The following is a 24442-nucleotide window of genomic DNA, read 5'->3' on the forward strand; positions in this document are numbered from 1 at the left end:
GCCTTTTTTATGACATAGTAAAAGCTGCTACAACATGGCAGCGACTTCCGCGCCTTCGCGAATGGCACGTTTGGCGTCCAATTCGCCTGCCAATTTTGCCCCACCAATCAAGTGATATTGCGCTGTCAAGTCATCACCCACCGCAGGCATTAGGTGATTGACTGATTCTTGCCCCGCGCAGATGACGATACTATCAACGCGCAATAATTGGCTATGACCGTCTGGGTTAGTAATCCAAATCCCTTCATTGGTAATTTTCTCATAGCCAATGCCGCTCACCTGTTTGACGCCATGCTTGTTGATATGAGCACGGTGCACCCAGCCTGAGGTTTTATTGAGACCTGCCCCCAAGCGACCTTTTTTACGCTGCATCAAATACACTTCACGGGTCGGGGTAATGGGCTCTGGTTTTACCAGTCCACCTTCGCTGTCATAGTGTGGGTTGGTGTCCACCCCCCACTCACGTTTCCATGAGTCTACGCTTTGCGGATGGGGTTGATAAATCACGTTACCTTGGGCATCTTTTTCAAACGGTTTAACATGGGTAGAGGTCAAATATTCGCTAACATCGAAACCAATACCGCCTGCGCCTATCACAGCGACTCGCTTACCTGCAACTTTTTGACCCGATAGCAATTCGGCATAGCTCATCACTTGTGGTAACTCTACCCCTTCAAAGTCAAGCGCCCGTGGCACAACGCCTGTCGCAATAATCACATCATCAAACTGACCTGACTCTAGTTCCTCTTTGCTTACTTTATGATTCAGTTTGAGCTCAATGTCTAAACTGTCCACCAAATTGGTAAAATAGCGGATGGTTTCAAAGAACTCTTCTTTACCTGGAATCACTTTAGCATAGTTAAACTGTCCGCCGATTTTATCCTGTGCTTCAAACAAGGTGACCTGATGACCGCGTTTGGCGGCGACCGTCGCCGCTGATAAGCCTGCCATGCCCGCGCCCACTACGGCAATTTTTTTGGCTTTTTTGGCAGGTTTATAGACCAGTTCGGTTTCATAACAGGCTTGGGGGTTGACTAGACAGGTTGAGCGTTTATTGTCAAATGTATGATCTAGACACGCTTGGTTACAGCCGATACAAGTATTAATCAGATGGGTCTGCCCAAGGCTGGCTTTTGTTACCCAATCTGGGTCTGCCAAGAACGGACGCGCCATTTGTACCAAGTCAGCTTGGTTATCTGCTAGCAGCTGCTCGGCAGTCTCTGGCATATTGACACGGTTGGCAGCAATCACAGGGATAGTCACGTGGCGTTTGACTTCAGCAATCACATCGGCAAATGCTGCGCGTGGCACCGACGTGACGATAGTGGGAACACGCGCTTCATGCCAGCCAATCCCCGTATTTATTATGGTCACACCGGCTTTTTCGATGGCTTTGGCGATAGTAATGACTTCATCCATGGTGTTGCCATCGGGCACCAAGTCAATCATCGACAAACGGAAGGTGATAATAAACGCTTCTCCCACCGCCTCGCGTACCGCTTTGATGACTTCAAGCGCAAAACGCATACGGTTTTCTAGACTGCCACCCCATTGGTCGGTGCGCTGATTGACGTGATTGCTTAAAAACTGATTGAGTAAATAGCCTTCTGAACCCATGATTTCAACACCATCATAGCCCGCCATTTGTGCAAGTTTGGCAGTTTTGGCATAGTCTTTGATAGTCGCCAAAATATTTTTTTCACTCATTTGACGGGGTTTGAAGGGTGAAATAGGCGACTTGATGGGACTGGCTGATACCGCCAATGGATGATAACCATAACGACCGCTGTGCAGAATTTGCAAGATGATTTTGCAGTCATATTGGTGCACAGCTTTGGTGACTTTACGATGGTTTATCACATCGCCTTTGTGATTGAGCGTCCCGCCTGCCGGCACTAACCAACCTTCACGATTGGGCGAGATACCGCCCGTAATCATCATGGCAACACCCCCTTTGGCGCGCTCGGCAAAATAAGCGGCTAGCTTTGGATAGTTAAAAAACCTATCTTCAAGCCCTGTGTGCATCGAGCCCATCACAATACGATTTTTTAACGTGGTGAATCCTAAATCCAGGGGTTTAAAAATATGCGGATAATGGGTGTTATGAGTGGATATCTGGCTGTTATTTGGCATAAATAATCCTTGGCAGTAATTTCCTTTCACTATTTGGTCACATTAAGGAATTAATCTTGTCATTTTGTAAATGAGTTCGTTATCATAATCAATTCGTCAATGTGGTCACGCAATGTAGCTATATCAATATACCTTAAGCATACATCAAACCAAAAATAGGTCAACCTATTATAAATAGTCATCTTTGAAAGCATAAGGCAAATTTTGTCCGCATGAGTCTACAAAAAAGTCATGCTTATTTTTGTGATAATGCTAATATCAAGCTAGGATAAAAGTACAACCGAAGGGAAATTACTGTGAAAAAAATGATTGTGAGCACGTCCACGTCATGTCTAGACGACCTTGGCATTCCAGAAAATGTCAAAATGTTGCCAATGAATATCCATATGGGCGGTGCCAATTATCTAGATGGACAAAACCTAAGCTTAGACAGTCTATCGCGTATTCTACTCGATACCCCCAATATCGATATCAGTACCTCTGCCCCGACTGAAAATCAGCTCATTGAATTCTTTTATCAACTCATCAAAGAAGACGTGCAAGAAGTTTTATTCATCTGTTTGTCCTCTTCTTTAAGCCAGACCTACAAAAACTTGCTCAATATCAGCTCGATGTTTAGCCATCGCATGAAAATTTATATTTATGATTCACGCACGATTTCACATGGCGAAGCGATTCTTGTACAAGAAGCCTCACGCTTACTCAAAAAAGGCACAGAAATCCCTCAAATCATCACCGAAATCAACCGCCTGCGCGATAAAATCCATATCTATTTGGCCGTTGATAACCTTAAAGGCATGATTCGTACCAAGCGTATTTCAGCCCCAGTCGGCTTTTTTGCCAATTTATTCGGTATTAAACCGATTGTAAAAGTCGAATACTCAGGTCAAATAGTCGCCTTTGAAAAGGTGCGTAGTTTTGAAAAATGTATTGAGCGACTCGCCGATGCTATCATCACCGCCGCCAATGGTAAAAAGGGTAAAATGTATGTGCTTAGCGGTAATTTAAACCCTCATACTAAATCACTACTTAACTATTTATCGTCACGCGGTTATGCTAAAACCGAAGTTCTTCCTGCCGCCAGTGTCTCTATAGCAAATATCGGTGTGTTCACCCTTGGCTGCGTATTTGTCGAAGACTAAACCCTGACTGGGTTTGCTAGCTTATAAAATAACAGGCGGGCTGTCTGTTTTTGTCATTTTTTTATATTTGTGAAAAAGCAGATTGAGATATAGGATTTGGTCAAAATCCTTGTTATGATAAAGGCGTTTATTTATTAACTACAGGGATGTCGTTATGCCAAACTTCCATACAGGGCTGGAAAAAAATCCTGCCAACCATACCCCGCTTACGCCCATTGATTTTATTGAGCGTACTGCTAGCATCTATCCCGATCAAACGGCGATTGTGTATAAAGATTATGAGCACAATGACCTACGGCAAAGTTGGGGCGAAACCTATAATCGCTGCCGCAAAATGTCGGATGCCCTAAAAAAATTGGGCGTCGATAAAGACGATACCGTTGCAGTGCTACTACCCAATACCCCAGCCATGGTTGAAGTCGCGTTTGGCGTACCGATGTCTGGTGGTGTGCTATGTACCTTAAATACCCGTTTGGATATCAATGCCTTGGTCTTCTGCCTACAGCACAGTGAAGCGAAAGTATTGATTGTTGATACTGAATTTGAACAGCATATTGCCCTGGTTCAAGAGTCATTTCCTAACTTAATTATCATTCATGCCACCGACCCTGCGGTCACGCCCACTGAACAATTTGGCAATATGACGTATGAGGAATTGATCGCCTCAGGAACCGACTTAGACAACTGGGAAAAACCAACTGATGAATGGGATGCCATCGCGCTCAACTACACATCAGGTACCACAGGTATCCCAAAAGGCGTGGTGTATCACCATCGTGGTGCCACCTTAAATGCCGTCTCTAATATTTTAGATTGGGATATGCCAAAGCACCCTGTGTATTTATGGACGCTCCCCTTGTTTCACTGTAATGGCTGGAGCTTTCCTTGGAGCATTGGCGAGCGGGCGGGTACCAATGTCTGCTTGCGCAAAATTGATGCTGATTTGATTTTACGGTTGATTGCCGATGAAACAGTTACCCATTATAGCGCAGCGCCTATCGTGCATAACATGATTGCCAATGGTAATGAAGCGCTGAAAAAAGCCATCAAACATGAAGTACGCTGCAATGTCGCAGGCGCGCCACCGCCTGAGTCTTTGCTCGCCAAAATGGAAGAAATGGGCTTTAAAATCACGCATGTCTACGGTTTGACAGAAGTATATGGTCCCGTCACCCTGTGTGTCGAGCGCCCAGAATGGGATGATTTGACTGTCAGTGAACGCGCGCAAAAAAAATCCCGCCAAGGCATGAAATCACATCTATTAGCGGGGTTTGATGTATTCAAACAAGGCACTACTACCCCAGTTGCAGCCGATGGTAGCGAAATTGGTGAGCTTGCTATCCGCGGCAATATGGTGATGAAAGGCTATCTAAAAAACCGCAAAGCCACCGCAGAAGCCTTTAACGGTGGCTGGTTTAAGACCGGTGACTTGGGCGTTAAATACCCAGATGGTTACATCAAAATTATGGATCGGCTCAAAGACATCATCATCTCGGGCGGTGAGAATATCTCAAGTATTGAAATAGAAAACGTACTGTATCGTATGCCAGAAGTGGAAAGCTGTGGGGTAGTTGCTGCTCCCCATGACAAATGGGGTGAAGTACCGGTAGCCTTTATCGAAATCCGCGAAGGCTCGACACTAGATCGGGAAGACATCATTGCCCATTGCCGTAAATATTTGGCAGGTTTCCAAGTGCCCAAACATATTATTTTTGCGCAAATTCCAAAAACCTCGACAGGTAAAGTGCAAAAATTTGAGCTACGTCAAGCGGCGCGCTCACTGGCGCATGAAGAAGCAAAAATCACTCACCATCATCCGCAAAGCTATTTGGCAGCGACAACCGACTCCAATCCGAGCACTGCCATGCCTAGCTCTGTCATATCTAGCTCTGCCATACCTAGTAACACGCAAACCCCATCCAATGATTCACCAGAAGATGAGGCGCACTAAGGCTCAATATTAGCGACTCGCATTGCATATCCTCACTCTACTAGTCGGGATTTTTGTTGCAACTTATAGCTTGAAAACACCCAAAAAACACCCATTTATATAGAGATTTTCTCATGTCATTTTTAATTAATTATTAACAATCACAAGCGACAATATATGTCGTATATCAGTGATTTAGCCCTATAATTTTTCGTATATTTTGTTATTATAGCTTTATCAATTCACTTCTTTTTTAACTTATCACTACCTTTAAATTTTTCCCGTTTTTATTAACCTTTTTTATGACAAGGAGTCCTTATGGACGACAATAAAGCCAAAGCTTTAACTGCCGCTTTATCACAAATTGAAAAACAATTCGGTAAAAATACCATCATGCGCCTGGGTGATGAGTCAGCAAAAATCAACGTGGATGTAGTCTCCACAGGCTCATTGGGTTTGGATATTGCACTGGGCATTGGCGGTTTGCCAAAGGGTCGTATCGTCGAAATTTATGGTCCTGAAAGTTCGGGTAAAACCACTTTAACCTTGCAAGCAATCGCCCAATGTCAAAAGCAGGGCGGTACCTGTGCTTTTATCGATGCTGAACATGCGCTAGACCCTATTTATGCCAAAAAATTGGGCGTTGATGTCGACGCTTTACTTGTCACGCAGCCTGACAACGGTGAACAAGCGCTTGAAATCACCGATATGCTAGTGCGCTCAGGTGCGGTGGATATGATTGTTGTTGACTCGGTCGCTGCCCTTACCCCACGCGCGGAAATTGAAGGCGAGATGGGCGACAGCCATATGGGTCTGCAAGCGCGCTTGATGAGCCAAGCGTTACGAAAAATCACCGGTAACGCCAAACGCTCTAACTGTATGGTGGTATTCATTAACCAAATTCGTATGAAAATCGGTGTCATGTTTGGCTCGCCAGAAACCACAACCGGTGGTAATGCCCTTAAATTCTATGCGTCGGTGCGCTTGGATATTCGTCGTATTGGTGCGGTTAAAGAGGGTGAAAACATCGTCGGTTCTGAGACCCGCGTTAAAGTCATCAAAAATAAACTCGCACCGCCGTTTCGCCAAGCAGAATTTGACATCATGTATGGGACAGGTACCAATCATCTAGGTGAAGTGGTTGACTTGGGTGTCGATATTGATGCGGTCAAAAAATCGGGCGCTTGGTATAGCTACAATGACAGTAAAATTGGTCAAGGTAAAGCCAATGCCATTAGATTCTTGGAAGAAAATCCACAAATCGCCCAAGAGATTGAAGCCAAAGTGCGCGCTGCTAAGCTTGGTAATGTCGAACCTGTGCCAGAAGAAGCCCTTGACGTTGAGCCCCCTGAGTTTGTCGAAGGTATGCAATAACTACCTAGCTACCCAAAACCCTAGTTTTTACTGGGGTTTTTGTTTTTATACCGTTCAACTTGTTCCCCAGCCTGTTAGCTTTTTTTAGTCACGGTTAAAACCGCTATGCCAGATCCTAAATCCTTGTTAGAAACTATCGAAAATCAGTTAATGACTGATGAACAACGCCAAGCTTACCATGACAAGCTTAAAGCCGAGAGCTACATGCGTTGGCTCGCGTTTTATTATCTTGGGCGGCGTGAGCAGTCTAAAAAAGAGCTGCGGGACAAACTACTGGCAAAAGGATGTGATGCGGCGGCTATCGAAGCGCTTTTGAGCGAATTTGAAGCAGAAGGCTATCAAAGTGATGAGCGTATGACGTCTGCATTGATCAAAGAAGGTATCGGCAAGCAATATGGTACCCAGCGGATTTTTCAAACGTTAAAAAAACATGGATTAACCACCGTCCGTTCGGTCAGTGCGATTAATGCATGGATTGAGACGCACAATGATTTTTTTGAGGATTTATTACTCAATGATATCGAATCAGACACGGTGGATGACAACCCAGATGAGGCCTATGAAGTGGATTGGCTTGCCCAAGCGGTGGCAGCACGGGTACGAAAATACGGTGATGCCATCCCGACAGAGCCTAAAGAAAAAGCCCGTCAACTGCGATTTCTGCAATATCGGGGCTTTGCTGCCGATGTGTGTTTTGATGCCTTAAAGTATGACTTAACCACCCTAGCCAATCGCTAGGGCAACGGCTATTTTTTTACCGCCAATTGGTCAAAAATTGCGCCATCTTTAAAAAACTTGCTCATAATCTCATCCCAGCTACCAAAAACTTGATTTGGCTCAAACGTGGCAATTGCAGGAAACTGGCTTTGGTATTTTGCCAAAGTCGCCGCATCCACAGGGCGCAAATAATTCTTGGCCATAATCTCTTGGGCAGGCGTATCCCACAAACCTTTTAAATAGGCTTTGGCCAATTCAGTGGTACCTTTTTGCTCGGTAACGGCATTCACCACAGCGACAGGATTACTAATCTTGACCGAATAACTGGGATAAACAATCTGTAAGTTTTTATCGGCAAATTCTTTTTTGGTGATTTGTGCTTCATTCTCTGTGGTAATCAGCACATCGCCAATTTCTCGTTGTAAAAAGCTTGTTGTCGCTGCCCTTGCGCCACTGTCATACACTGCCACATTGCTCAAAATTTGCTTCACCAGCGTTTTGGTTTTGGCTTCGTCATTATTGAAGTGGTGCAAGCCATATCCATACGCACCCAAGAAACCATATCTTGCTGTACCACTGGTTTTTGGATTGGCAATTACGATACTGACACCGGGTTTTGCCAAGTCATCCCAGTCTTTGATTTGCTTGGGGTTGTTGTTACGAACTAGTAGTACCATGGTGCTGGTATAAGGTACCGCGTTATTGGGAAACGCTTGTTGCCAGTTTTTATCCACCAAGCCTTTTTTCACCAGCAGTTCTACATCTGAGGTTTGGTTCATGGTCACCACATCCGCTTTAAGCCCATTGGCCACGCTTAAGGCTTGTTTACTTGAGCCGCCATGCGATTGCTGGATAGTGACGGCTTGTTTTTGCTGCCCCGTAAAAATCGGGTTGTATTCTTTATACAACTCGCGGGACACGTCGTAAGATACGTTTAGCAAAGATACACCATTGCCGTTAGCGGCTGACGCACTGGCTGCACTATCGTTTTTGGGCGGAGCTTTTTGGCAGGCAGTTAAGCTTGCCACTGCCATCACTGAAATACCGGCTAATGCCAAGACTTTGCCTTTAAATTGCGTACGGGTGGTGAATGGGTGATTTTGGGTCGCGTTTGTCATGTTTTCCTCATAAGTTTTCAAAGTGCCACGCTAAACATCCAATGGCTTAATGATTGAAAATATAGTAAGGATTTTTAATTATACTGTCTTGGAATATTTAATACTTTCATTATTCCTTAGTTGAATAAAAAAGCCCGTAACGCATACGGGCTTTGAAAGTACAATGCTGCGATTAAAATTTTAAAAACGGGTTTTAAATTTTGGCGCAACTGGATTGGCTTGACCGTTAACTGTCGTGGTATTTGCGCCTGCTTGGTTGTTTTGTCCAAACAATGGACCACCGCCACCGCCCATGCCCTTGGTCAACCCTTGTACCGCTTTCATCATTTTGCTAATGCCCGATGGGTCAGATAGCATTTTCATCATTTTTGCCATCTGCTTGTGCTGCTTTAACAGCTGATTGACGTGCTGTACGTCTTTACCCGCGCCTGCCGCGATACGGCGTTTACGGCTTGGGTTGATTTTATCGGGGTTTTTACGTTCAAATGGGGTCATTGAATGAATGAGTGCTTCCATTTCTTTGACCTTTTCTTCGGGTTTGGCATCTGATACCGCTTTTTGGACATCCGCACCGCTCATGCCTGGCATCTTATCTAAAAAGCCCGCCATGCCGCCTAAATTCTTCATTTGTTGGAATTGGGTTAGCAAATCCTCAAGGTCAAACTCACCACCTTTTTGGATTTTTTTCGCCATTTTTTCCGCTTTTTCGCGGTCAATTTTTTGCTCGACTTCTTCGACCAGTGACAACACGTCACCCATGCCCAAGATACGCTGTGCCACACGCTCAGGGTGGAAGGGCTCAAGCGCGTCAAGTTTTTCACCACGCCCCAAAAATTTTATCGGTTTGCCAGTGATGGCACGTACCGACAACGCCGCACCACCGCGCGCATCGCCGTCAGTCTTGGTCAAAATCACGCCGGTCAAAGGTAGCGCATCATTAAAGGCTTTTGCCGTATTTGCCGCATCTTGACCGGTCATTGAGTCAACGACAAACAAGGTTTCTGACGGGGTGACGGCTGCTGTTAAGGCTTTGATTTCATCCATCATGGCTTCGTCGATGTGTAGACGACCTGCGGTATCGATAATCAAAATATCTTGAAACTGTACTTTGGCTTGCTCGATGGCACGTTTGGCGATATCAATCGGGTTTTGGTCAGCACTTGATGGCACAAAATTGGCTTTGACTTGCTCAGCGACTTGCTCAAGCTGCTTGATTGCCGCGGGGCGATAGACGTCGGCAGAGACTAGCATAACTTTTTTCTTATGGCGCTCTTGCAGATATTTGGCAAGTTTACCAGCTGTGGTGGTTTTGCCCGCCCCTTGTAAACCCGCTAGTAGATAGACAACGGGTGGTTTACCTGTCATTTCAAGTGATTGGTTAGCACTGCCCATCATCTCGGTCAGTTCGTCATAGACGATTTTGACAAAGGCTTGACCTGGGGCGAGTTCTTTAAGGACTTCTTGACCTAGGGCTTTGTCTTTTACCCGTGACACAAAATCGCGTGTCACTGGCAAGGCGACATCCGCTTCTAGTAGTGCCATACGCACTTCACGCAAGGTGTCTTTGATGTTGTCTTCAGTTAGCTGCCCTGTACCAGAGATACTACGTAAACTCGTCGACAGGCGTTCGGTTAAGGTTTCAAACATATAATTTCTCTAATCTATTGCTATCAATTTTATAATCTTACTATTTTATGCTAAATTAGCTAAAACTGCTAATATAATACCGATAAAATCGCGATTTGTTACATGGGTCATGCTAGTATAACCATCGCATTTTGCACGTATTTGATGATTTTTGATGAGGCTAGGGTGTTTGTAATCTTTGTACTTGCGTTAGTCTGTTATGGCTTAACTACCGTCTATTTGATGTGGGCAGTTACGCAACAAAAGCCCATCCGTAAAAGCATGGTGCTTGGGCAATTGCTGATTGGGTTATTGGGTCATGCGGTGGTGTTATATCCTGATATCATTACCCAAGGCGGGCTAAACTTTAATATTTTTAATGTCGTGTCGTTGACGACATTGTTTATGCTGTTATTTTATTGGGGGTTTTGTCTTTACCGCCAAATTTTGCCGCTTGGGATTTTGGCAACGCCGTTGGCATTTTTGGGCATGATGATTGGTTTTTTTGGCGATGCACCCTATCACCCGCTATCAACCATCAGTCCTATCTTACAAGCCCATATCATCATGTCTTTGGCTGCCTATTCGGTACTATTTATGGCAGCGATTGCCGCGATTATGCTACGGCTACAAATCAGCGAACTCAAACGTCAAACCTTTCACCGTGTCTGGGTCGATAAACTACCTTCACTCCAAAGCATGGAAGCCTTGCTGTTTGATATGATTACTGTCGGTTTTGGCCTATTGTCGATTTCGCTGTTGTTGGGCTTTATCGATACTACCAATTTACTGGCGCAGCATTTGGTACACAAGACTGTGTTTAGTCTGTTGTCTTGGCTGGTATTTGGGGCGTTATTGGTTGGACATTGGCGCTTTGGCTGGCGAGGTCAACGCGCGGCTAATATGACGCTATATGGTGTGATTTTGCTTGGCTTGGCGTTTATCGGGACGAAGTTTGTGTTGGAGCTGATTTTAAACAAATAAAAACCCCAATTTTATCGCTAAAACTGGGGTAAAATGCCGCTTAACTAAGTGATAAGTAAGCGGCTAAATTAAATAACTAGCAATTAGTTAGCCAATTTTGATTGTACGTAGCTGATAGCACTTTGCACCGTGGTCAATTGTGCGCTGTCTTCGTCAGGAATGGTAATACCAAATTCGTTTTCAAAAGACATCACCAATTCAACAAGGTCAAGTGAATCTGCGCCGAGGTCATCCATAAATGAAGATTCATTTTTGATGTCTTCTGCATTCACGCCTAATTGCTCAGCTACTGCGGCTTTTACTTTTTGTTCGATTTCGTTACTCATGCTTCTCTCCTTGCATTGGGGTATATGATATATCGAGTAAACTACCTATTAGAGCATATTATCATGCTCATTGCCTATTTCAAAATAAAATAATGCAACCTGTTACTATTTCAAAAACTGTATTTTAAGTTCAAAAACTGCATTTTAACGCTCGTTAGGTTGGTGTTTAGCAGGCTAAACCATTTACATGTACATGCCGCCATTGACGTCAAGCACGGTGCCGGTAATATAACCTGCTTCTTCACTTGCCAAGAAATTTACCGCAGCGGCGATGTCTTCAGGTTTGCCCAGTCTGGCTAGCGGAACGGCATTAAGCATGGATTGAATCAATGCTTCATCAAGATCCTTGGTCATGTCAGTGTCGATAAAGCCAGGTGCCACGCAGTTGACGGTGATTTGGCGTGAGCCAATCTCCCGAGCCAGTGAGCGGGTAAAGCCTTCAATGCCTGCTTTGCTCGCCGTATAGTTGGTTTGTCCGGCGTTGCCCATCGCAGCGACTACGGAAGTGATATTAATAATGCGACCTTGCCGCGCTTTCATCATGCCTTTTATGGCGCGTTTACTGGTGCGAAATACCGAGGTCAAATTGACGTCGAGCACGCGCTCCCAGGCATTGTCATCCATCCGCATGAGCAGACCATCTTGGGTAATGCCGGCATTGTTGACTAGCACCTGTACATTGCCAAATTCTTTTTCAATGCTATCAAATAACTGGTTGATTTGCTCGGCATCTTGCACATTGAGCACGCGACCTGCACCACCCAATTCCTGTAGGTAATCATTGACTGCCGCTGCGCCTTTTTCACTAGTAGCAGTGCCGATGACAAGATAGCCTTCATTTGCTAGACGTTTGGCGATTGCTTGACCAATTCCACGGCTAGCGCCTGTCACTAATGCAATACGTTGAGTCATATACTTCCTTGGTTTTTTTATTGGGCTGATAATTGTTGTTTTATATTATCTAGTTTGGCCACTGTATCGGTTGCTAGTGTGGTAATTTTCTGCGCTTGGCGTTTGGCTAGTCCTGTCAGCACACTACCGCTACCACATTCGATTTGTAAGCTGATTTGCGCGTCTGCTAAATTATTCTCAATAGTCGACCATAGCACGGGCATATTGAGCTGCTCAATCAACGCTTGTTTGATTGCGGTCACATCGGTTTCTACCCGCGCATGGCGATTTTGTATCACCGGAATGCTAGGGGGGTTAAATGTCACGGTTTCTAATTCTGCGGCAAGCTTATCGGTGGCAGGCGTCATCAGCTGGCAATGTGACGGTACACTGACTTTTAGCGGCATGCTTTTTTTACCGAGTGAAGCAATTTTCTCTGACGTTAAATCCACGCCTGCCACATTGCCTGCAATCACCACTTGCCCTGGCGCGTTAAAATTGGCTGGACTGACCACTGCCTGCGTATGCTCCGCTACCACAGCGTCACATATTTGTTGTACATCTTCATCAGGCAGACCTAAAATCGCTGCCATTTTACCTGTTTGCGATTGCATGGCGGCGCTCATATACTGACCGCGTTGATGCACCAGCTTTACCGCATCTGCCAAACTCAATACCCCAGCGGCACACAGCGCACTGTATTCACCCAGTGAATGCCCTGCAACATATGCCGGCTGTAAATCAAGCTCATCGTGCAGCACCCGCCAAATCGCCATACTAGCGGTCAATAGTGCAGGTTGGGTATACGCGGTATCATCCAAAGACGCGGCACCTGACGCCCCTTGGCATATCGCCCACAAGTCAAACCCAAGCGCTGTTGAGGCTTCATCAAACGTTGCTTTGACAGTAGGATACTGGGCTGCCCAATCTTGTAGCATACCCACACTCTGCGAGCCTTGTCCTGGAAAAATCACAGCATATTTCATAGAGGTAGCATTTTGTGATGAATTGGCTGGTTGATTTGCGCTGGTTTGGCTTTGCATTGGGTTATCCATAATGTCCTAACTTATTATATTTTACTGCCTATGTTGTAATGCTTATGTTGCATTGCGTCTACTAGACTGCTAAAAAAAACGGTTAAAAAAATTTGCTTAGGCGATTTTTTGGTCGATTACTTTACCAAAAGTTATCAGCAAAATCAAAATGGGTCATTAGCTTGGATTGACGTTATAAGCTTATCAAACTTGGCTGGCAATAATACAACTTATTATCAAGAAGACAAAAGTAAGCCAGCAAATTTATGTGTACAATTGTACTCTGATTATTATGGCATATTGAAAAAAAAATTCTAGTTTTTTCTTTCAGGTATTTTTACATAAAAAACAAATAAAAAAAGGCTGATGAATTATTATCAGCCTTTTTGGTGCTTAGCCAATGCATACTAAGCTATGTCAAAGTACTGCATTTTGCGTTAATTATTCAGCAACTGCTGCTACTTTGAATAATTGACGACCACGGTAAAAACCGTCTTTGGTCGCATGGTGACGGATGTGTTTTTCACCGGTAGTTGCATCTACAGCAACAGCATTGATTGTGATGCGGTCGTGTGAACGACGCATATCACGGCGTGAACGGCTTTTACGGTTTTGTTGAACAGCCATGAGGTTAGCTCCTGTGCTTCTCGCTATTAAAACATCGTTCCCTTAACCTCATTACATCATCATGCAAACAACTTGGTATCGATATTTGGCATGGATATAAGGCAAACTATTGGAACAGACAATCAGATAAATTTATAAACGCCATATTATACGTAAAAAAACCTATTTAGCAAAGCCTTAACCGACATTTAGTGGCAAGTTTTTGTTACTACGTGTATGACAGCGTATATAATGGCGTGGTTGTTATTAACTTTTTAGGCTTGCCAGTACCGCAAAAGGATTTTCTTTTTCCGCCACTGCCTCTGGCAACTCGCCCACCTCAGTGACTGCCATTTCGCAGTCGTCATGCTTGGGTGCTAATGGCAAATCCACCAATAACTCATCTTCAATCATCGGTAATAGCCACAGTTTATTGTCATCCGTTAGCTCATCAATCAGGATGATTTCTGTGCCTTCATCAAGCAATGCGACGTGATTTTCATCTTCAAGCAGTGCAAGCTCACTATCGACATCTAGACTCACTGCGACGGGGTCTAGGCAGCGCTGGCAGGTTTGCCAAAGCACGCCCGTAGTGTGTAATTGCCAAAATACCACGTCCCCTTTTTTCTGAATATCTAATATCACATCCAGTGGCTGATCGTTGTCATGATGTTCATCACCCAAGGCATAGATACGTGGCAAATCCTTGAGACTCACCTTGCCTTCCCAGTGATAATGGTTATCGTTGTTATGCTCCCAACGTGCCAAGTCAATAAACTTAACCAAGCTGGCACTGGCGCCAATCTCACTGGTGGTGTTATTGGCGGTTTTGGATGGGGCAGTTGTCGGTACATCTTGCGATGATTGTGATGGCACGTTTGATAAAGAATGTAGCGTCATTTCACCGCTCCTTTTAATTATGTTGCGTTGTAGTATAAAGCATACTGACGTCCATTGCATGGTAGCATGTTGTAGGCGTGATTTCCTAGTCGATGCGGGCGGTTAAATTGTATAATAGCAATTTTTATCAACCCTACTTTTGCTATGTCCACACACCTATCGCCACTATCCGCACAAATATCACCACAAACCCTTGCTATTTTCCCCTTTATGACACTGCCTTTTGTCAGTCAATTCGCGGTGGCGCCTGTGTTAGCCAATGATATTGACACAACTGTGATTGACCAGAAAAGTGCGCATTTAGCATTAAGGGTTAATTTTGTGCCCGTACTCGCCAGTATATCAAAGACAAAAAATCGCCCTTTGACTGACTTTCAATGGGTATCGGTGGAAGCATTACAAGTGCAATGGCTGATAGGTTGGTTCAAACGGTGGTTTTGCCATCGTGATACGATTTTGGTCAAAGGCGAGCATGAGCCTGAGTATTTTGCCGCGACTGATACCGAGCCTGCCAAAATTGTGTTTGCGCATGGATTTTTTGCCAGTGCCTTGCATGAAATTAGCCATTGGTGTATGGCAGGTCAAAAACGCCGATTGCTCAATGACTTTGGCTATTGGTATGCGCCCGATGGACGTAATGAGCAGCAGCAGCAACAGTTTGAACAAGTGGAAATCCTGCCGCAGGCGATTGAATGTTTATTAACGCTGGCCTGCAACAAACCCTTTAGCGTGTCTAAAGATAATTTGTTTGCTGATTTTGATACCAGTCAGAGCACTTTTGAAGCCGATGTACAAGCCCAAGCGGTGAAGTTTTGGCAAACGGGGCAAAAACTGTCAACCGATGCCAAAGTGTTGCTAAGCCAGTTAACCAAACTGCGCCCGCTACCATTGACCTCGTTTGATATCTCTCACAATTTTATCAAAGCGAATTAAATCAATAAAAAAGGCAGTCATTGAACGCTGCCTTTTTTATTAGGGATAAAAAATTAGTCTTCTTTATATTTGTCATGACAGGATTTACAGCTAGCGCCCAAATCGCCAAATTGGGTTTTAATGCCATCGACACTGGTTGCAGTTGCAGCGGCGGCATTAAGGGCACTGGCAGCGGTTTTAAATTTATCAATCTGCTGTTGGAACCCTGCAGCATCGCGCCAAATTTCATCTTTTGCTTCACCGCCTTTGGCTGTCTCTGGATAATGCACCCAAGGATTTTGGTTAAGTTTCTCGGCGGCGGCTTTGACTTGCGCGGCATCAAATTTGCTTGGATCTTTGACCATCGCACCAATGGTCTGGTTGGTTTTTTTCCAATCTTTCATGATTCTTTCACGCGCTTTTTTATGGTCTTCTGGCGTCATGTTAGGGTCAACTGCCGTGGTCGACGTCGTTGTGGTACTTACCGTAGCGGTTGCCGTTGCACCATTGGCGCTAGCGGTAACTGTGGTAGCTGGCGCTGAAGCAGTAGTTGTGGTTGTGGTTTCTGTTTTTTTATTACAGCCTACCAGCGCCATCGCAACGATAAATGGGGTGGCAAATTTTAATGCAGTTGACATCGTCCTTTCCTTCCGTGTTTTTTTATATGAATTTAATAATGAATGTTATTATTAGATTGTGGATTAATCATCTCTAAGGATTTTAACAAGTATTGCCAAAAAAATTATTATGATTTGGTAACTAAGGCTAACCACTGTGTGAGATAGGGTGTGGTTTTTTGCTTAAGTGCTTTGTAGTTTGATTGCTTTGCCTTGGGTTTTGATGGGCTTACCTTGTAGGACGGCTTGGGCGATTTTGATATGTTTAGGGTCGTTAAAACCTGTGATGTGATATAAGGTTAGACCGTCAGCATTGTAGATGATCATGCCATCGATTGTGTGCTCAATGCTATCGCTAGGCAATAATTGATAACTTGTGACTTTAGCACCTTGGTGATGGCTAAAACCTTGTTGGGTCAGTCGCAGTTCACCCCCTGTCAAAGTGGCCACCTCTTTTTTTCGGTTGAATGATTGCCACGCAACACCTGCGATGATGGCTAGTAAAATCATCAGCGAGCCGATGGCGACTGAGAGCATTTTAAATGCCATCAATAGCCCTACCCCGGCAATGGCGATACCCATCCAGAGTATTTGGGTCAGCTTGTTTGGTGTCACCGCTTGACTTTGCAAACCAATGGTAACGCCTGTCTCGGTGACTTTTAACATAATCATCTCTATAACGATTTCAAGGGCGTAGCGCCTACGCCCTTACTAGCCCAGCTTGTTTTGTTAGGCTATTTTACCAACCTAGCACTGCTTGTTGTTCGGCAATCAGCTGTTTGATACCTTCTTCAGCAATCGCTAGCATTTCGTCCACTTGCGCACGGGTAAAAGGTTTTTCTTCGGCAGTGCCTTGAATCTCAATAAACTCGCCTTTTTGCGTCATCACGACGTTAAGATCTGTGTCACAGCTTGAGTCTTCGCTATAGTTCAAATCCAAGAGTACTTCACCATTTTTGATGCCCACAGAGACCGCTGCTACCAAGCCAACCAAAGGATCGGCTTTGAGTTTTTTGGCGGCTTGCAGTTTTTCTAACGCATCGACCAATGCCACAGCCGCACCGGTGATACTGGCAGTACGAGTACCGCCATCGGCTTGCAGCACGTCACAGTCGATATGGATGGTATTTTCCCCAAGCTTTTCAAGATCTACCATCGCTCGTAAGCTACGGCCAATCAACCGCTGAATCTCTTGGGTACGACCTGATTGTTTACCTTTAGCGGCTTCGCGTTGGGTACGCTCGTGGGTCGCACGTGGCAACATACCGTATTCAGCGGTAATCCAGCCTTTACCTGTGCCTTTGAGCCAGCGCGGTACTTGGGTTTCGATACTGGCGGTACATAGCACTTTGGTATCGCCATAGCTGACCAGCACGGAGCCTTCGGCATGTTTGGTAAAGTTACGCACAAAACTAATTGGGCGAAGTTGGTTGTTTTCACGATTATCGATACGCATAAGATTCCCTAAAAGACCGCCTTGACGGTTTGGTAGATAGTTTTTAAGCAATGGGCAAAAATTACAGTGGTTTTATGCTACCTTGCCAACCCAGTTTTAGCAAGACAATTCCGTCGGCAACATCGCAGGTTGCTATTCAAGCCCTTCGCGCTTACGTAGCTCTTTACGTAAAATCTTACCAACATTGGACTTGGGCAGACTATCGACAAACTCGACATAGCGTGGGCGTTTGTAGCCACTTAAGTGCTGTTTACCAAACGCCAGTAGCTGCTCAGCAGTGACGCGGTTGTGTTTTCTGACCACAAATATTTTGGGCTCTTCCCCGCGCGTCGCGCTCGGCACCCCAATCGCCACGCACTCGAGCACATCGGCATGCTCGAGCATCACCGACTCAATCTCATTTGGGTAGACATTAAACCCTGACACCACAATCATGTCTTTTTTACGGTCAACGATTTTGATAAAACCGCGCTCATCAATGATGCCAATATCGCCTGTGCGTAAATAGCCTGTCGCGGTAAACGCATTAGCAGTCTCGACAGGTAGATTGCGATACCCCACCATCACTTGCGGGCCTTTGACGGCGATTTCCCCGCGTTCGCCAATGCGCACAGGTTGGTCGTTGTTGTCCAATAAGATGATGTCAGTATCAGGGGTTGGTAGCCCGACTTTGTTGGTAAATTCTGCGATAGTTAATGGATTAAAGGTAATCACAGGCGCAGTTTCTGAGAGCCCATACCCTTCGATAATCGGCAACCCTGTGATGGTATGCCATTTTTTGGCAACGCTAGGTAAGATTGCCATGCCCCCGCCAATGGTGGCTTTGAGTTGGGAAAAATCTAGCCTTCGAAATTCAGGATGCTGTATCAAGGCACTAAATAGCGTATTGACTCCTAAAATAAAATGCGGCGGTGTACGCCTTAGCGTATTGACCAGTTCATTGATATCACGTGGATTGGGCACGAGCCTTGATGCAAACCCACGATACAAAATAAAAACACAGCAAATGGTGAATGAAAATACATGATACAGTGGCAACGACGCCAAAATAATATCTTCCTGCCCTTCTTCATCGTACGCGCTGCGAATCAACGCATCGATTTGCAGCAAATTGGCAATCACATTGCCATGACTGAGCATCGCGCCTTTTGCCGTCCCTGTGGTACCACCGGTATATTGAATTAATACAATATTCGATAACGTGAGAGTTGGGCGTTGATAAGCCTTGCTAGCGCCAGCTAATAACTGACTAAAATAAATCCAATTACCTTTTGGCGGTAAATCGGTAGTCGCTGAGACCAAATTGATTAACGCACCTTTGAGCTTACTTTTTAAATCGCCCAAACGACAGATGATTAAATGATGTAAATCGCGGTTAAGGTTATCGGCAATGTCTTTATAGGTATAAATAAATTTATCTAATATAAACAATGCCTTGATATCGGCATCATCGATTTGGTGCTCAAGCTCGCGACTGGTGTAGGAAGGGTTCATACTCACTAGCACCATGCCAGCACGGATGACGCCAAGGGTAATCACAGGATATTGCAAAATATTGGGCAACATCACGCCAATAGCATCACCGACCTTGAGCCCTAACTGCTGCAGATAAATGGCAACTTTTAGACTCAGTTTATCTAGCTGCTGGTAAGTAATCTCCTGATCATCGCAGTAATACGCCACTTGCCGCGCATGTTTGGCAAACCCTGCCTCTAACATGTCAATCAGCGACGTTTGTTCATCTGGCATATCGATGGTACTACAAATGTTATAGCGCTCGTAGCTAATCAGCCACGGTTGCTGATTTTCTTCCCATTCATACATCTCATGCATCGGGCGGTCATTGATTGGTAAAATAGCGTCATCCATAAACTCAGTATTGCTCATAACAGCCTAGTGGTATGCCCAATTTTATAAGGTTAATTGGGCGCGATGCAATAAAAAACCCAACTAATCTGATATAGAAAAGCTGGGTTTTAGTAACAAGCGTTAGCTTACTTTTTTTCTTCAAGTTTACGCAGTTCTTTACGCAGGATTTTGCCAACGTTTGATTTTGGCAATTCATCCACAAACTCAACTTTACGCGGACGTTTATAACCGGTTAACTCGCTTCGCGCATATTGCAACAACTCTTCCTCGGTGAGGCTTGGGTCTTTACGTACTACAAACGCTTTTGGTACTTCACCGCTTTTTTCGCTCGGCACCCCAATCACCCCGACTTCCAACACTTTAGGATGCGCCGCTAGCACTTCTTCAACTTCGTTTGGATAGACGTTAAATCCTGATACCAAAATCATGTCTTTTTTACGGTCAACGATTTTGAAGTAGCCTTGCTCATCAATGACAGCGATGTCACCGGTTTTGAAATAACCGTCTCCTGTCATTACTTCTGTAGTGGCTTCAGGACGCTGCCAGTAGCCTTTCATCACTTGTGGACCTTTAACCGCAATCTCACCACGCTCACCTGCTGCGACTTCATTGCCGTTGTCATCGAGCAGTTTGATATCGGTGTTGGGCATCGGGATACCAATTTTGGCGCTAAATTGCTCTTGTGCCAAGGGGTTTAGGGTGGCAACGGGTGAAGTTTCGGACAAGCCGTAGCCTTCTAGGATATTGGTACCTGTAATACGTTTCCACTCTTCAGCGGTTGAAGGCAATACCGACATACCACCACCTAGCGACAAACGCAATTTGCTGTGGTCTAATGCACGAAAACCGGTGTGGTGCGCCAAACCATTAAATAATGTGTTTACCGCTGGGAAGAAGACTGGCTTATATTTTGCTAATTCTTTGACAAAGCTGTCCAAGTCACGGGGATTTGGAATCAATACACCCGTAAAGCCCATGTTCATACCGAGTAGCGCACAGGCGGTAAATGAGAAAATATGATAGAGCGGTAAGGCAACGACGACGTACTCACCCACCATTTGATTGGGGAACACTTGTCTGGCAAATTCTTGGCACTGTAGCATATTAGATACCAAGTTACTGTGGGTAAGCATCGCACCTTTGGCAACCCCTGTGGTGCCGCCAGTGTACTGTAGTACCGCAATATCACTGCCTTTGATACCTTCTGGGCGCTGATAGCGACTGGCAGACGCTTGCTTGATCACACTCTTAAAGGTCACATGCCCGTCAATTTGCCAAGCTGGAATGGCTTTTTTGACATATTTGACCACGGTATTGACGAGCATACCTTTGAACGTACCCATCAAATCACCGATTGAACAGACGATAACGTGATCAACCATTTTTTTGCCGATATCTTGATAGGTTTTGGCAAAGTTTTCAACAATAAATAACGCTTTGGCTTGCGAGTCTTCTAACTGATGGGCTAATTCATGAGCGGTGTATAGTGGGTTGACATTGACCAAGATAAAACCTGCGCGGATGATACCAATCATACACACTGGGTATTGCAAGATATTTGGCATCATCACCGCAACGGTATCGCCTTTTTTTAGACCCAAACCCTGCAAATACGCCGCGATTTGGCGGCTATAAGTATCTAGCTGACGATAGGTCATGCTACTACCCATACACACAAAGGCATCACTACCATTGAATTGTTCGAAATTCTTTTCAAAAACATTCATTAGGTTAACTTCGTCACCGGGCATTTGCATGTTATAGTTCATGCCGTAATGCTCGTAAGTCTTTAACCAAGGTTTCTCATGATGATCGGTAAGCTTTGGCGCATGTGGCTGCGCTTCCCTATTATCGACGGGAGCATCGATGGGAGTATCGATGGGAGTATCAATGGGCGCATTGTATTGGGTATTGTTGTCAGGGGTTTGAGCTGAGGTGGTTGATTCATTCATGAGAAATGTTTTCCTTAGGTATGCGGTCTATCAGCGGATAGCATATTGATAATTAAAAGAATTTTTATAAAAAGGTCCATCCCACTACTAAAAATTATATTAAAAATCGCGGCCAAATGTGTTATTAACATACTAAATATTTACTCAATTCTCAAGCCTATTCTCTGTACTTATGGGATGATAAAAATGATTTCGCGTCGAAATAGTTATCGGTTATTTGACCGTTAACGCGGCTACAGTGTCCAATTATCTTTAAAAGGCGTTTTTGCGACACATTTTGACGTGTAAAACTGGGCAAATTTGCCATGTCATGGATTAGCACTTGTTTTTCTACTCTCAAGCTTTATGATATTTCCTCATACTTGTTATCTCTCTTTTGCACTTTCTTTTACTCTTTTATTTTTTGTCATTGATTAAGTAACCATTATGTCCGATACCTTTGTAGCAAAAATTACCAAACCAAACGATTTGAATAACCCCACTCGCTCAGTCGCTGAATTTACCGAAAACGCGTATCTCAACTACGCGATGTACGTCATCATGGACCGGGCATTGCCACACGTTGCCGACGGGTTAAAACCCGTGCAGCGCCGTATCGTGTATGCGATGAGCGAGCTGGGGCTCAAAAATACCGCCAAACCCAAAAAATCAGCGCGTACTATCGGTGACGTCATTGGTAAATACCATCCGCATGGCGACTCAGCCTGTTATGAAGCCATGGTGCTCATGAGTCAGCCGTTTAGCTACCGTTATCCACTCATTAGTGGTCAAGGCAACTTCGGCTCGCCCGACGACCCAAAATCCTTCGCTGCGATGCGCTATACTGAAGCCAAGCTATCTGCTTATGCCAATACCTTACTAAACGAGCTCGGTCAAGGCACTGTCGATTGGCAAGACAACTTTGACGGCACCTTGCAAGAACCCGTCACCTTGCCTGCCCGTCTGCCGAACATCTTGCTTAACGGCACAACGGGCATTGCGGTCGGTATGGCAACCGATATCCCGCCACATAACTTGTCTGAAGTGGTCAAAGGCTGCATTGCGCTGCTTAAAAAACCCACAATGACGGAAAAAGAGCTGGCAAAGTACATCCCTGCCCCCGATTTGCCGACCAAAGCAGAAATCATCACCTCGCCTGAGGATTTGCTACAGCTATATAAAACGGGTCGTGGTAGCTACAAAATGCGTGCTACTTATCATGTCGATGACAAAGAAAAAAACTTAGTCATCATCGATGCGCTACCCTATCAAATCTCCGGTAATAAAATCATTGAGCAAATTGCCAATTTAATTAATGCCAAAAAACTGCCTTGGGTGACCGACATCCATGACGAATCCGACCACCAAAACGCTTGCCGTATCGTGCTAGAGCTGCGCTCGAGCCGTGTTGATATCGAGCCGATGATGAGCCATTTGTTTGCCAGTACCGACCTTGAGAGTAATTACCGCGTTAATCTCAACATGATTGGCACCAATGGCAAACCCCAAGTCAAATCACTGCTTACCATTCTCACTGAATGGCTCTCTGTGCGCCGAGATACCGTCACGCGCCGTTTGCAATACCGCTTGGATAAAATCGAGCAGCGCTTGCATATCTTGGCAGGTTTGCTGATTGCCTATCTGCATATTGATGAGGTCATCCGTATCATCCGTGAGGAAGACGACCCAAAAGCAGAATTGATGACGCGCTATGATTTGACCGAAAGCCAAGCCAACGCGATTTTGGATATTCGTCTGCGTCAATTGGCACGCCTTGAAGAAATTGAGCTCAAACGTGAACAAAGTGACTTGGAGCTTGAGAAAGCCCAAATCGAAGCCTACTTGAACAACCCAGACAAATTGACTGGCTTAATAATTGAAGAGCTCACTGCCGATATGAAAGAGCATGGCGACAAACGCCAATCGCCGATTGTGGAACGCACGGAAGCCACCGCGCTTAAAGAAACTGACCTAGCCCCAAGCGAGCCTGTGACGGTCATCATGTCAAAATCAGGCTGGATTCGCTCCGCCAAAGGGCACGATGTCGATGCCGCCAATATGAATTACCGTTCGGGCGATGCCTATCTTGCCCATGCGCAAGGCAAGTCCAATGAAAAAGTCTATCTCATGGATAACACCGGTCGTAGCTATCGCCTCGATGCCTATACCTTACCCTCTGCTCGGGGGCAAGGCGAGCCGCTCACCAGCCTGCTAAAACCCACGGGCGGAGCAAGTTTTGTCAACGTGTTGATGGGACAAGATGACAGTAAGCTCATCATGGCAAGCTCGCAAGGCTATGGCTTTATCAACACCTTTGCTGATCTTGATACCAACCAAAAAGCGGGCAAAAATGTGATTAATTTTGATGACGCCTGTATTTTAATAACCCACCAAATTGGTGAGCAAGATACGCTAGTTGGCGTGGTCAGCTCGGCAGGGCATTTGCTGGTATACCCATTGACTGAGTTACCAATGATGAAAAAAGGCAAAGGCAACAAGCTGATTGATTTAAAGGACGGTGACAGTGTGGTCGCCATCACTACCTTTAGCGAAGGGGATAGTTTGTCATTGGACAGTGGTAAACGCACCTTGACGCTCAAACCGATGGATATTGCCAACTTTAAAGGCACACGCGGCCGACGCGGTGCACTCCTGCCAAAAGGGTTTCAAAAGGTGAGTGCTATCAGCAAAGCTAGTTAATTGAGTTCTAGCTGATTTAGTTCTAGTGAGTTTAGTTTTAGCTCATTCGCTGTTGAATCAATGCCTTTTGTTAAAGGCATTTTTTGTGCTTAAAGCCTTGTAATAATTCAACACAAAAACCGTATTTAACCGTTGGCAGAAAATCGCTATTCTCTGCCAACTTTTCAATCAAAATC

19 protein-coding genes and 1 pseudogene are annotated in these 24442 nt (G+C 45.0%); 7 read left to right on the forward strand and 13 right to left on the reverse strand.

The window, feature by feature from the left end; genetic code table 11:
- Positions 1-27 precede the first annotated feature (27 nt).
- Complete coding sequence (locus RTN07_RS06060) at positions 28-2133, reverse strand: 2,4-dienoyl-CoA reductase FMN-binding domain-containing protein (RefSeq protein WP_312176579.1); 2106 nt, start codon at positions 2131-2133, stop codon at positions 28-30.
- Positions 2134-2438: 305 nt separating this feature from the next.
- Between RTN07_RS06060 and RTN07_RS06065 the strand changes: the two genes are divergently transcribed.
- From RTN07_RS06065 to RTN07_RS06080, 4 genes and pseudogenes are all read left to right on the forward strand, one after another.
- Positions 2439-3275: a DegV family protein gene (locus RTN07_RS06065; protein ID WP_312176634.1), complete on the forward strand. Its 837-nt coding sequence runs from the start codon at positions 2439-2441 to the stop codon at positions 3273-3275.
- A gap of 154 nt (positions 3276-3429) precedes the next feature.
- Positions 3430-5061 (forward strand): annotated as a pseudogene (locus RTN07_RS06070) (AMP-binding protein); the annotation flags it as partial.
- A 462-nt stretch (positions 5062-5523) separates the two neighbouring features.
- The gene (gene recA / locus RTN07_RS06075) at positions 5524-6579 is read left to right on the forward strand and encodes a recombinase RecA (protein WP_096489385.1); all 1056 of its coding nucleotides are present in this window, start codon (positions 5524-5526) and stop codon (positions 6577-6579) included.
- A 105-nt stretch (positions 6580-6684) separates the two neighbouring features.
- Positions 6685-7317 (forward strand): regulatory protein RecX, encoded by a 633-nt coding sequence (locus RTN07_RS06080; RefSeq protein WP_203172371.1) that lies wholly within the window; start codon positions 6685-6687, stop codon positions 7315-7317.
- Between the two features lie 8 nt (positions 7318-7325).
- Here RTN07_RS06080 and RTN07_RS06085 read toward each other — a convergent pair whose 3' ends face one another.
- Together RTN07_RS06085 and ffh are read right to left on the reverse strand one after the other, a co-directional pair.
- Entirely contained in the window at positions 7326-8414 is a 1089-nt protein-coding gene (locus RTN07_RS06085) for a sulfate ABC transporter substrate-binding protein (RefSeq protein ID WP_312176583.1), read from the reverse strand.
- A gap of 180 nt (positions 8415-8594) precedes the next feature.
- A complete protein-coding gene (gene ffh / locus RTN07_RS06090; protein WP_065253465.1) occupies positions 8595-10061 on the reverse strand; it encodes a signal recognition particle protein in 1467 nt (488 codons plus the stop codon).
- A 165-nt stretch (positions 10062-10226) separates the two neighbouring features.
- Here ffh and RTN07_RS06095 point away from each other — a divergent pair, with 165 nt between their 5' ends.
- The gene (locus RTN07_RS06095; RefSeq protein ID WP_172460484.1) at positions 10227-11024 is read left to right on the forward strand and encodes a cytochrome C assembly family protein; all 798 of its coding nucleotides are present in this window, start codon (positions 10227-10229) and stop codon (positions 11022-11024) included.
- Positions 11025-11107: 83 nt separating this feature from the next.
- On the opposite strand, the gene acpP is transcribed toward RTN07_RS06095, so the two are convergent.
- The 5 genes from acpP to RTN07_RS06120 all read right to left on the reverse strand — a co-directional run bounded on the left by acpP (position 11108) and on the right by RTN07_RS06120 (position 14781).
- A complete protein-coding gene (gene acpP, locus RTN07_RS06100; RefSeq protein ID WP_007115622.1) occupies positions 11108-11350 on the reverse strand; it encodes an acyl carrier protein in 243 nt (80 codons plus the stop codon).
- Between the two features lie 183 nt (positions 11351-11533).
- The gene (gene fabG, locus RTN07_RS06105) at positions 11534-12262 is read right to left on the reverse strand and encodes a 3-oxoacyl-ACP reductase FabG (protein ID WP_160001070.1); all 729 of its coding nucleotides are present in this window, start codon (positions 12260-12262) and stop codon (positions 11534-11536) included.
- Positions 12263-12279: 17 nt separating this feature from the next.
- Complete coding sequence (gene fabD / locus RTN07_RS06110; protein WP_312176636.1) at positions 12280-13284, reverse strand: ACP S-malonyltransferase; 1005 nt, start codon at positions 13282-13284, stop codon at positions 12280-12282.
- A gap of 432 nt (positions 13285-13716) precedes the next feature.
- Positions 13717-13902 carry a 50S ribosomal protein L32 gene (gene rpmF, locus RTN07_RS06115; protein WP_007115626.1) on the reverse strand — a complete coding sequence of 62 codons (186 nt, stop codon included), beginning with the start codon at positions 13900-13902 and terminating at the stop codon, positions 13717-13719.
- Positions 13903-14148: 246 nt separating this feature from the next.
- Positions 14149-14781: a YceD family protein gene (locus RTN07_RS06120; protein ID WP_312176588.1), complete on the reverse strand. Its 633-nt coding sequence runs from the start codon at positions 14779-14781 to the stop codon at positions 14149-14151.
- A 144-nt stretch (positions 14782-14925) separates the two neighbouring features.
- On the opposite strand from RTN07_RS06120, the gene RTN07_RS06125 reads away from it, so the two are divergent.
- Positions 14926-15714 carry an elongation factor P hydroxylase gene (locus RTN07_RS06125; protein ID WP_312176591.1) on the forward strand — a complete coding sequence of 263 codons (789 nt, stop codon included), beginning with the start codon at positions 14926-14928 and terminating at the stop codon, positions 15712-15714.
- A 53-nt stretch (positions 15715-15767) separates the two neighbouring features.
- Here RTN07_RS06125 and RTN07_RS06130 read toward each other — a convergent pair whose 3' ends face one another.
- The 5 genes from RTN07_RS06130 to RTN07_RS06150 all read right to left on the reverse strand — a co-directional run bounded on the left by RTN07_RS06130 (position 15768) and on the right by RTN07_RS06150 (position 21587).
- The gene (locus RTN07_RS06130; protein WP_309596495.1) at positions 15768-16331 is read right to left on the reverse strand and encodes a c-type cytochrome; all 564 of its coding nucleotides are present in this window, start codon (positions 16329-16331) and stop codon (positions 15768-15770) included.
- 162 nt (positions 16332-16493) lie between these two features.
- Positions 16494-16976 carry a hypothetical protein gene (locus tag RTN07_RS06135; RefSeq protein ID WP_312176594.1) on the reverse strand — a complete coding sequence of 161 codons (483 nt, stop codon included), beginning with the start codon at positions 16974-16976 and terminating at the stop codon, positions 16494-16496.
- A gap of 73 nt (positions 16977-17049) precedes the next feature.
- On the reverse strand, positions 17050-17766 hold the full coding sequence (gene rph / locus RTN07_RS06140) for a ribonuclease PH (protein ID WP_076776475.1): 717 nt from the start codon (positions 17764-17766) through the stop codon (positions 17050-17052).
- Positions 17767-17898: 132 nt separating this feature from the next.
- Complete coding sequence (locus RTN07_RS06145) at positions 17899-19653, reverse strand: AMP-binding protein (RefSeq protein ID WP_312176597.1); 1755 nt, start codon at positions 19651-19653, stop codon at positions 17899-17901.
- Positions 19654-19760: 107 nt separating this feature from the next.
- The gene (locus tag RTN07_RS06150) at positions 19761-21587 is read right to left on the reverse strand and encodes an AMP-binding protein (RefSeq protein WP_312176599.1); all 1827 of its coding nucleotides are present in this window, start codon (positions 21585-21587) and stop codon (positions 19761-19763) included.
- A gap of 426 nt (positions 21588-22013) precedes the next feature.
- On the opposite strand from RTN07_RS06150, the gene parC reads away from it, so the two are divergent.
- Positions 22014-24266 carry a DNA topoisomerase IV subunit A gene (parC, locus tag RTN07_RS06155; RefSeq protein ID WP_312176601.1) on the forward strand — a complete coding sequence of 751 codons (2253 nt, stop codon included), beginning with the start codon at positions 22014-22016 and terminating at the stop codon, positions 24264-24266.
- Positions 24267-24442: the final 176 nt, after the last annotated feature.

The sequence above is a fragment of the Moraxella sp. CTOTU46934 genome, assembly GCF_031979465.1.
Taxonomy (GTDB): Bacteria; Pseudomonadota; Gammaproteobacteria; order Pseudomonadales; family Moraxellaceae; genus Faucicola; species Faucicola tetraodonis.

Bases quoted from the DNA above. Each gene is read 5' to 3' on its own strand.
- RTN07_RS06130 (WP_309596495.1), bottom strand. From the start codon at position 16,331: ATGTCAACTGCATTAAAATTTGCCACCCCATTTATCGTTGCGATGGCG.
- rpmF (WP_007115626.1), bottom strand. From the start codon at position 13,902: ATGGCTGTTCAACAAAACCGTAAAAGCCGTTCACGCCGTGATATGCGT.
- RTN07_RS06065 (WP_312176634.1), top strand. From the start codon at position 2,439: ATGATTGTGAGCACGTCCACGTCATGTCTAGACGACCTTGGCATTCCA.
- RTN07_RS06120 (WP_312176588.1), bottom strand. From the start codon at position 14,781: ATGACGCTACATTCTTTATCAAACGTGCCATCACAATCATCGCAAGAT.
- RTN07_RS06080 (WP_203172371.1), top strand. From the start codon at position 6,685: ATGCCAGATCCTAAATCCTTGTTAGAAACTATCGAAAATCAGTTAATG.
- fabG (WP_160001070.1), bottom strand. From the start codon at position 12,262: ATGACTCAACGTATTGCATTAGTGACAGGCGCTAGCCGTGGAATTGGT.
- RTN07_RS06135 (WP_312176594.1), bottom strand. From the start codon at position 16,976: ATGTTAAAAGTCACCGAGACAGGCGTTACCATTGGTTTGCAAAGTCAA.
- RTN07_RS06150 (WP_312176599.1), bottom strand. From the start codon at position 21,587: ATGAATGAATCAACCACCTCAGCTCAAACCCCTGACAACAATACCCAA.
- rph (WP_076776475.1), bottom strand. From the start codon at position 17,766: ATGCGTATCGATAATCGTGAAAACAACCAACTTCGCCCAATTAGTTTT.
- acpP (WP_007115622.1), bottom strand. From the start codon at position 11,350: ATGAGTAACGAAATCGAACAAAAAGTAAAAGCCGCAGTAGCTGAGCAA.
- RTN07_RS06085 (WP_312176583.1), bottom strand. From the start codon at position 8,414: ATGACAAACGCGACCCAAAATCACCCATTCACCACCCGTACGCAATTT.
- parC (WP_312176601.1), top strand. From the start codon at position 22,014: ATGTCCGATACCTTTGTAGCAAAAATTACCAAACCAAACGATTTGAAT.
- RTN07_RS06060 (WP_312176579.1), bottom strand. From the start codon at position 2,133: ATGCCAAATAACAGCCAGATATCCACTCATAACACCCATTATCCGCAT.
- recA (WP_096489385.1), top strand. From the start codon at position 5,524: ATGGACGACAATAAAGCCAAAGCTTTAACTGCCGCTTTATCACAAATT.
- RTN07_RS06125 (WP_312176591.1), top strand. From the start codon at position 14,926: ATGTCCACACACCTATCGCCACTATCCGCACAAATATCACCACAAACC.
- fabD (WP_312176636.1), bottom strand. From the start codon at position 13,284: ATGCAAAGCCAAACCAGCGCAAATCAACCAGCCAATTCATCACAAAAT.
- RTN07_RS06145 (WP_312176597.1), bottom strand. From the start codon at position 19,653: ATGAGCAATACTGAGTTTATGGATGACGCTATTTTACCAATCAATGAC.
- ffh (WP_065253465.1), bottom strand. From the start codon at position 10,061: ATGTTTGAAACCTTAACCGAACGCCTGTCGACGAGTTTACGTAGTATC.